The sequence below is a fragment of the Colwellia sp. genome (assembly GCF_013215345.1).
Classification (GTDB): Bacteria; Pseudomonadota; Gammaproteobacteria; order Enterobacterales; family Alteromonadaceae; genus Colwellia.
In genome coordinates this window covers 1-6,263 of the sequence record NZ_JABSOV010000167.1, presented here as the reverse complement: position 1 = coordinate 6,263, position 6,263 = coordinate 1, and the positions used below count along the sequence as shown (strand labels likewise).

Genomic DNA, 6,263 nt, shown 5'->3' with positions numbered 1-6,263 from the left:
TTAAAGATGCAGATATCGTGAACAATCCCCTGAGTTAAGAGGTAAAAAACTTTTTGATTAGTAATAACCATATCAAAAATTTAATACCCGAAAATTCCGTAGTTATTGTTTGCGTAGCTTGTTGGCTCTAGTCCAGCAGACGTACGTACAAATAATGGCTCGCCAAGGTCTTCTGTTAATTTTGCTAGTACCTTAGAGACATAAGATTGTGAGCGGTTAAGTTTTAAAGCGGCTTTTTGAGTCGACCCCGCATGATAAAGCGTAATAAACACAGATAAAGAATTAAGGTCGAGTTGCTTCATAAATAAACAGGCATTCCAATAGCTAGAAAAGTGGTGGTTGGCGCCCTTTTATACCCTGTTTTTATGGGAAATTAAATAGCCCAATCAAGAAAATACACCGTGTATACAAAAGTTGCGCCAGCTCTCTTATATAACTTAACAGCCCACTTTGATTCATTATTACTTCATTCGCTCTAATACGGTTCATGTAATAATTTTATTAACATCAGTTGTTAAGCAGGCTTATTTCAAAAGCTTTCCTATACTTTCAAGAGTTAATAAATACCAACAACTTAAATTAAAAAGTATATTTTTGAATAGCATAAGGAAATTGCCATGAAAACAGCTTATCTACTCGCTTTAATTCCCGCGAGTTTATTAATTACCGGTTGTGATGATACCGAAAGTGAACTGTGTCGTTATTACGTTCAAAACGATTTAGACAAAGGTAAGTTTGAGTCAGCTATTGCCCGTCTTGCTGATGAAAGTTGCCAGCAAACCTATCCTACAAACGAGTATTTGGTGGATGTAAGTAGTGCTTATTTAGGCAAGTCAGGTTTGACGCTACCCGTTATTTTACGGGCCATGATTGAAGATGAAACCGCTACCGAAGCACTTACTTTTGAAAGTTTTGTTGCTGAAATTACCGAATCGGCGACACCAACGGCACTATCAGACTTAGATATTTCGCGTTCTTCGCTTGATGAATATCTAGAAACTACCAGTTGTAAATCAATTGAATTCCCTACGTCGGCACAAAAAACTGTATGTTTGATCACCGGCTTTATTGATGTGTTAAAAACCACTATGGCCATTGATGCACTTACCGGTGGCAATGTTGCGGCATGGGCTGCCAATACAAATGGCGATAACCCTTCGATGCTTCGCTCAAGTTGCGCACTTAAATATAGTTATGAGCATAAAAGTGATAAAAACTTCTCAACACCATATAACAACTGTGAAGTTGGCGTAACCGTAGATAACAGCGAAGCAGTGACTTTTACTGCAAGTAACGGTAGTGAAAAAACATATAACTATTTAACCATCAGTTATCAAGGTGAGCCGGAGTATTTTCTAGAGTCAACCGTTCTTGGTAGTACCATATTTACTAAAAACTACTGTGAGGTTGACTATGCCGTTTGTACTGATACTGACCTAAATACCTGTTATACCTGCCCTCTAAGTCAAAGCGAACAAGACCTTAATATTAAAGATTATTTATTAGACGCCTTAAATAGTGGTTTTGACAGTATTGAAGCAGTAATTAAAAACTCTGGTCAAGATAGTGAAATAGATATTCAACAGTCAATTGATGACTTTAAATTAGAAATAAAAAGCGAAGGCTGTTCCGCAGTACCAGAGGGTGAAGATTGTTTCACTATGGACGACATTATTAATTATTTAAATAAACAGTAAGGAATTTCATAATGAACAAATGGATCGTGCCAGTACTAGCTGGACTTACATTAGCGCCTTTATCAAATGCAGCTGATCTCGCTTATCTATACAAGGATATGCGCATTATGGGAATGGGTGGTGCGAACATAGCATCAGGTGGTTACAGCAGTTCGGTATTCTCTAATCCGGCAGGTATTGCCAATTTACCAACCGATCATGGCTTTATTGTCGAGCTTCTTGGTATCAATATCGCCGCCAGCTCTGATGCTAGCGATATTGTAAGCGACTTAAGTGATGCTATAGACAGTGATAATGAAGATGAAATCATTGATGTTTTAGAGAAATATTCAGGTCAACGTACCCACCTTGATGTTGCTAACTATAGTTCAGTAAGCAAAAACCATGGTAACTATGCTTGGACTGTTGGTTTATTGGCCGCTACGGATGTTAACTTAACTCCACATGCCAACAATATAGATAGCATTCTAGAAGTACAAAGCCGTGGCTATGGTGGAATAACAGCTGCATATTCATATACTTTTAAGAAAGTCGGTAATGGCAATATACAGCTTGGTCTAGGTGCAAAATACCTTTTTCAGAAATCTTTTGAAGGTAAACTAACCCCTGCTGATCTATTAAATGGTGACGATATCGGAGATGAACTTCGCGATAGAATGGAAAGTGATAGCGATGGTTACTCGATTGACTTAGGGGTGATTTATCAGTTTATTTATATGAAAGACCTCAACCCTGCTATTGGTTTAAGCATTATGAATATTGGTAATCTTGATTTTGACGATAGCTATGGCGGCCAACCGACAACAGTTAATATTGGTGCCTCAATTGAGCCGACTATCCCTTTCATCAAAAAAACTCGTATTGCGCTAGATTATGTTGATTTATTTAATGATAATAAATACCGTATCTATAATTTAGATGAAAGCGGTAAAGTAAGTTATAGCGATTATAAAGATAGTGACTTTATTAAACGTTTACGTTTTGGTATATCAGGGCTAATTTATGATAACAGTTGGTCGTCTTTAGAAGTTGCCACAGGTGTATATCAAGGAGGCTTAACCGCAGGAATAGATTTTACTGCATCAGTGTTCCGACTGGGTTTCGCTACCTATGAAGAAGAAACGGGCCCTGAGTATGGTGATGAATCAGACAGACGTTATTCGATAAACCTTAGTATTGCTTGGTAAAGTAACCACAGCCGTTATTAACAATAAGGCTAAGTAAACCGCACATAGGTCTCCTTAAGTACGAATTGCTACAACCCTATAGTTATAATAAAGCTCTTTATTCACATGAGCTTTTTTATAACTGCCATTTAAAAAATGTTGTTGAAGTCTTTTTCTGTTACCGAGCAGATAATTATCCTCAATGTATTTGGTCTATACTTCCAAAGAGTTAGCGTTACCTATTTGGCCTATGTATGCATGAATTAATATCTGATAAATTACTTTATCAATCCAATAAATATGCCACCGGCAAATGGCAGGAAAGAGTTTTACCCAAGGAGACCTACCTAGATGAAGATGTGATGGCTATCTTTAAAGTGACACTTAATCTCGATCACCCCATTAGATGAAGTCTTTTAAAGAGCGCTGTTTTCAATTTATATACAACAATACCTGGCTGTTGTTGATCTTACTCTTTATCAGCAGCAGCACCATCATTGTCTGGTACATGGAAAAACAACAAAGTGCCTTAGTTGAATCCATAAGTATTAAAAATGCCGAATTATATCTTGGCGCAATTACCGAATTTCGTACCATCTATACCTCTGAAGTCGTTAATCGACTTAAAACAAGTAATATATCCATTGTCCATGATTACCACGGACGCCCTGATGCTATTCCATTACCGGCAACGTTAAGCATGTTACTGGCAAAAAGAATTGGTCAACGCAATGTTGGTACTAAAGTCAGACTATCCAGCCCATTTCCTTTTCCTTTGCGTAAAGAAAGCGGCGGCTTGCAAGGTGACTTTGCTCAATCGGCATGGGAATTTTTCCAAAAGTCGCCGGGACTGCCCTATTTTTCCTTTGATGTCATCGGAGAAAGTCGAGTACTACGTTATGCTGTTGCAGATCAAATGCGGCCAGATTGTGTTGAATGTCATAACAGTCATCCAGATACACCAAAGTCAGACTGGAAAATTGGCGATGTACGCGGTATTTTGGACGTTACTCTGCCTATAGGTGAATTTGAACGACAAGCACAAGCTAACCTCATGGGTTTTGCTTGGCTGATATTAGGTGTTTCCCTTGTTGGTTTATTTACCCTGGTGTTGTTAATTGGTCGGCTCAAATTTAACTACCAGCAATCTCAGGAGAAATTAAATATTGAGATAGGACAAGGTAAACTGGCTCAAATTAAGATGTTAGAGTTTAACGAAGAGTTACAGCACACACTGTTAGAGCTTAAACATACGCAAGACTCATTAGTCGAGCAAGAAACTATGGCAGCACTCGGTAGCATGGTTGCTGGCGTTGCTCATGAAATCAATACCCCAATTGGTATTTGTGTCACTGCCGCTTCTATATTTGAAGAAGAAACTCAAGACATTATCTTGCAAGCTGAAAAAGGAAAGTTAAGTAAGCTAGTTTTTGAATCTTATACTAAGAAGTCGTTGGACAGTGGTAAAATAATGGCTTACAACCTGCGAAGGGCCTGTGAGTTAATTGATAACTTTAAGCAAGTTGCTGTGGATCAAACCAGTCATGAACGCCGTATTTTCAATGTTAATACTTATCTTAAAGCGATTGTAAACTCCCTTAGACCGAAAACCCAAGGTCACGTCAAGCAAGTATTGATTGATTGCTCAGAGGTGTTAGAGCTAGATAGTTTTCCTGGTGCCTTATCGCAAGTGATCACTAATTTAATCACCAATTCAGTCAAATATGGTTTTGATGGCATTACCAATGGCATTATCTCTATTAAAGTTGAGGTGAGCACCGATTACATGACTATTCGTTATCAGGATGATGGCAAAGGCATTCCAGAAAAATTGCACAAAAAGATTTTTGAACCCTTCTATACTACAGGTCGAAATAGCGGTGGCAGTGGTTTGGGTTTGCACATTATTTACAATATTATTGTTCAGCTGTTTAAAGGAACAATTATTTGTCATGATTGTCAGGGTGACGGCGTAGTATTTGAAATCATGTTGCCATTTAATGACTCATTAAAAGTTACCGCGGAAAAATAGTTATTAAAATATTTCATAGTCTATAGTCTATAGTCTATAGTGGTGGATTGCACTAGTAACTGAGACCTAGCGCAAAAGTAGTTTATATGCCGTTACATAGCGATTAATTTTGGTTGACCGGCAAGCCTCTCGCTGTATCTGTCTAGTAAAAATTCACTTTGATCTCTGGTTAAATAAGTGAAACGCATTAACTCTTCCATCACATCAACAATACGTTCTCTATAAGGGGACGCTTTCATTATGCCCTCTTCAGTAAACTCGTTATAAGCTTTTGCTACCGATGATTGGTTCGGGATTGTTAACATTCTCATCCAACGGCCTAATATTCTCATATTGTTGATTGCATTAAAACTTTGTGAGCCCCCAGTGACTTGCATAACTGCTAAGACTTTTCCTTGAGTCGGCCTAACTGCGCCCATTGACAAAGGTATCCAGTCGACTTGGGTCTTCATTACGCCGGACATGTTGCCGTGTATCTCCGGTGACGACCAAACTTGTGCTTCAGACCATTGCACTAATTCTCTCAGCTCTATTACCTTAGGATGATCTGCAGAGTCATTGTTATCAAATAATGGCAGCCCTTTAGGATTAAAAAACTTAACTTCAGCGCCCATTGTTGTCAAAATACGCCCTGCTTCTTCAGCGGTTAATCGACTAAATGAAGTTTCACGCAAAGAGCCATATAACATTAATACTCTTGGTTTATGGATACTGATATTGTTAACGGTAGGCTTTAGGTTAAATTGTTCGTTTTGTAAGAAGTTCATATCATTCTCTAATTAGTTCATTTACCCATAAGACGGTTAACATAACTAAAAGACGAAAAATAAATGATAAAACATTAACAATAAGTATTTAACTCGGTTTCTTCGCCTTTTCAGTTTATCGTTGGACTAAGATATACTCGTTCCCCTAAGGTGCTAATTGAACGAGTATCGAAGTAGGGTTACAGAAATACCTCACTGAGGCATTTAAACAATTAAAGCCTTGGGTGAGAGCCGGAGATTGCCAGTAAAATGAACATAGAATATATATGGAAAGAATACAGAACTGCTTTAAAGCGGTTTTTACATGCGAAGATTTCTAATGAAGCCGATGTAGACGATTTATTACAAGATATATTGATAAAAACCTATAACAACTTAGCTACAGTAAAAACACAAAAGAGTGTGAAGTCTTGGTTATTTCAGATAGCTAATAACACTATTATTGACTATTACCGCAAGAAAGGTCGTGTCCATGATGCCAATATTGAAGGTTACTGTCCAGAGGATTATTTTCAGTTGGCCACCATTGACTTATCAAACTGTATCTCACCCTTTATTAATGCACTACCGTTTGAAAATGCGATTTTACTAACCGCTATAG

General features: G+C 37.9%; 7 protein-coding genes. 5 read left to right on the top strand and 2 right to left on the bottom strand.

Features of this window, described 5'->3' with window-relative positions:
* Positions 1 to 80: 80 nt before the first annotated feature.
* Positions 81 to 302, bottom strand: a complete 222-nt coding sequence (locus tag HRT50_RS17130; RefSeq protein WP_291616740.1) for a LysR family transcriptional regulator — start codon at positions 300 to 302, stop codon at positions 81 to 83.
* 315 nt (positions 303 to 617) lie between these two features.
* Here HRT50_RS17130 and HRT50_RS17125 point away from each other — a divergent pair, with 315 nt between their 5' ends.
* The 4 genes from HRT50_RS17125 (at position 618) to HRT50_RS17110 (ending at position 4,895) form a co-directional block, all read left to right on the top strand.
* A complete protein-coding gene (locus HRT50_RS17125; protein ID WP_291616738.1) occupies positions 618 to 1,697 on the top strand; it encodes a hypothetical protein in 1,080 nt (359 codons plus the stop codon).
* An 11-nt stretch (positions 1,698 to 1,708) separates the two neighbouring features.
* Positions 1,709 to 2,884, top strand: coding sequence for a hypothetical protein (locus tag HRT50_RS17120; RefSeq protein WP_291616736.1), 1,176 nt, complete (start codon positions 1,709 to 1,711; stop codon positions 2,882 to 2,884).
* Positions 2,885 to 3,117: 233 nt separating this feature from the next.
* Complete coding sequence (locus HRT50_RS17115; protein ID WP_291616734.1) at positions 3,118 to 3,273, top strand: hypothetical protein; 156 nt, start codon at positions 3,118 to 3,120, stop codon at positions 3,271 to 3,273.
* Entirely contained in the window at positions 3,270 to 4,895 is a 1,626-nt protein-coding gene (locus HRT50_RS17110) for an ATP-binding protein (protein ID WP_291616732.1), read from the top strand. The genes HRT50_RS17115 and HRT50_RS17110 overlap by 4 nt, the downstream gene beginning before the upstream one ends.
* Before the next feature lie 92 nt (positions 4,896 to 4,987).
* Here HRT50_RS17110 and arsH read toward each other — a convergent pair whose 3' ends face one another.
* Entirely contained in the window at positions 4,988 to 5,662 is a 675-nt protein-coding gene (gene arsH, locus HRT50_RS17105; protein WP_291616730.1) for an arsenical resistance protein ArsH, read from the bottom strand.
* 249 nt (positions 5,663 to 5,911) lie between these two features.
* On the opposite strand from arsH, the gene HRT50_RS17100 reads away from it, so the two are divergent.
* On the top strand, positions 5,912 to 6,263 hold a 352-nt coding region (locus HRT50_RS17100), incomplete at its 3' end, for a sigma factor (RefSeq protein ID WP_291616728.1).

Coding starts and splice junctions, on each gene's coding strand:
- HRT50_RS17120 (WP_291616736.1), top strand. CDS start 1,709: ATGAACAAATGGATCGTGCCAGTACTAGCTGGACTTACATTAGCGCCT.
- HRT50_RS17125 (WP_291616738.1), top strand. CDS start 618: ATGAAAACAGCTTATCTACTCGCTTTAATTCCCGCGAGTTTATTAATT.
- HRT50_RS17130 (WP_291616740.1), bottom strand. CDS start 302: ATGAAGCAACTCGACCTTAATTCTTTATCTGTGTTTATTACGCTTTAT.
- HRT50_RS17110 (WP_291616732.1), top strand. CDS start 3,270: ATGAAGTCTTTTAAAGAGCGCTGTTTTCAATTTATATACAACAATACC.
- HRT50_RS17115 (WP_291616734.1), top strand. CDS start 3,118: ATGCATGAATTAATATCTGATAAATTACTTTATCAATCCAATAAATAT.
- arsH (WP_291616730.1), bottom strand. CDS start 5,662: ATGAACTTCTTACAAAACGAACAATTTAACCTAAAGCCTACCGTTAAC.